Here is a 473-nt window from a genome sequence, read left to right as displayed (position 1 = left end):
GCTGGAGACGGTCAAGCCCGAAGACCTTGGCGTGGACGTGACGCCGCGTCTCAAGACGCTGAAGGTTGCCGAGCCGCCCAAGCGCAGCGCGGGCGTGAAAGTCGCCGACGTCAAGACGCTGGTCGAGAAGCTCAAGACCGAAGCCAAGGTGCTGTAAGGAGAGCGAAGAAATGACGATTCTGGTTATTGCCGAACACGACAATCAGTCGATCAAGGCCGCGACCTTGAACACGGTTGCCGCCGCGCAGAAGATCGGCGGCGACGTGCATGTGCTGGTCGCGGGCCACAACGCGCAGGCCGCTGCCGACGCCGCCGCGAAGATCGCGGGCGTGGCGAAGGTGCTGCTTGCCGATGCGCCGCAACTCGAACAGGGTCTCGCGGAAAACGTCGAAGCGACGGTTCTCGCGATTGCGAAGCACTATTCGCACATTCTCGCGCCGGCCACGGCGGCGGGGAAGAACGTTGCGCCGCGC

General features: G+C 64.5%; 2 pseudogenes. Both read left to right on the top strand.

Going from position 1 to position 473, the window contains the following annotated elements:
- Positions 1–157: pseudogene (locus U5805_RS31610) on the top strand (electron transfer flavoprotein subunit beta/FixA family protein); the annotation flags it as partial.
- Between the two features lie 13 nt (positions 158–170).
- Positions 171–473 (top strand): annotated as a pseudogene (locus U5805_RS31605) (electron transfer flavoprotein subunit alpha/FixB family protein); the annotation flags it as partial.

Source organism: Paraburkholderia sp. J41 (assembly GCF_905220235.1).
GTDB lineage: Bacteria > Pseudomonadota > Gammaproteobacteria > Burkholderiales > Burkholderiaceae > Paraburkholderia.
This window is presented reverse-complemented; position numbering and strand designations above follow the sequence as displayed.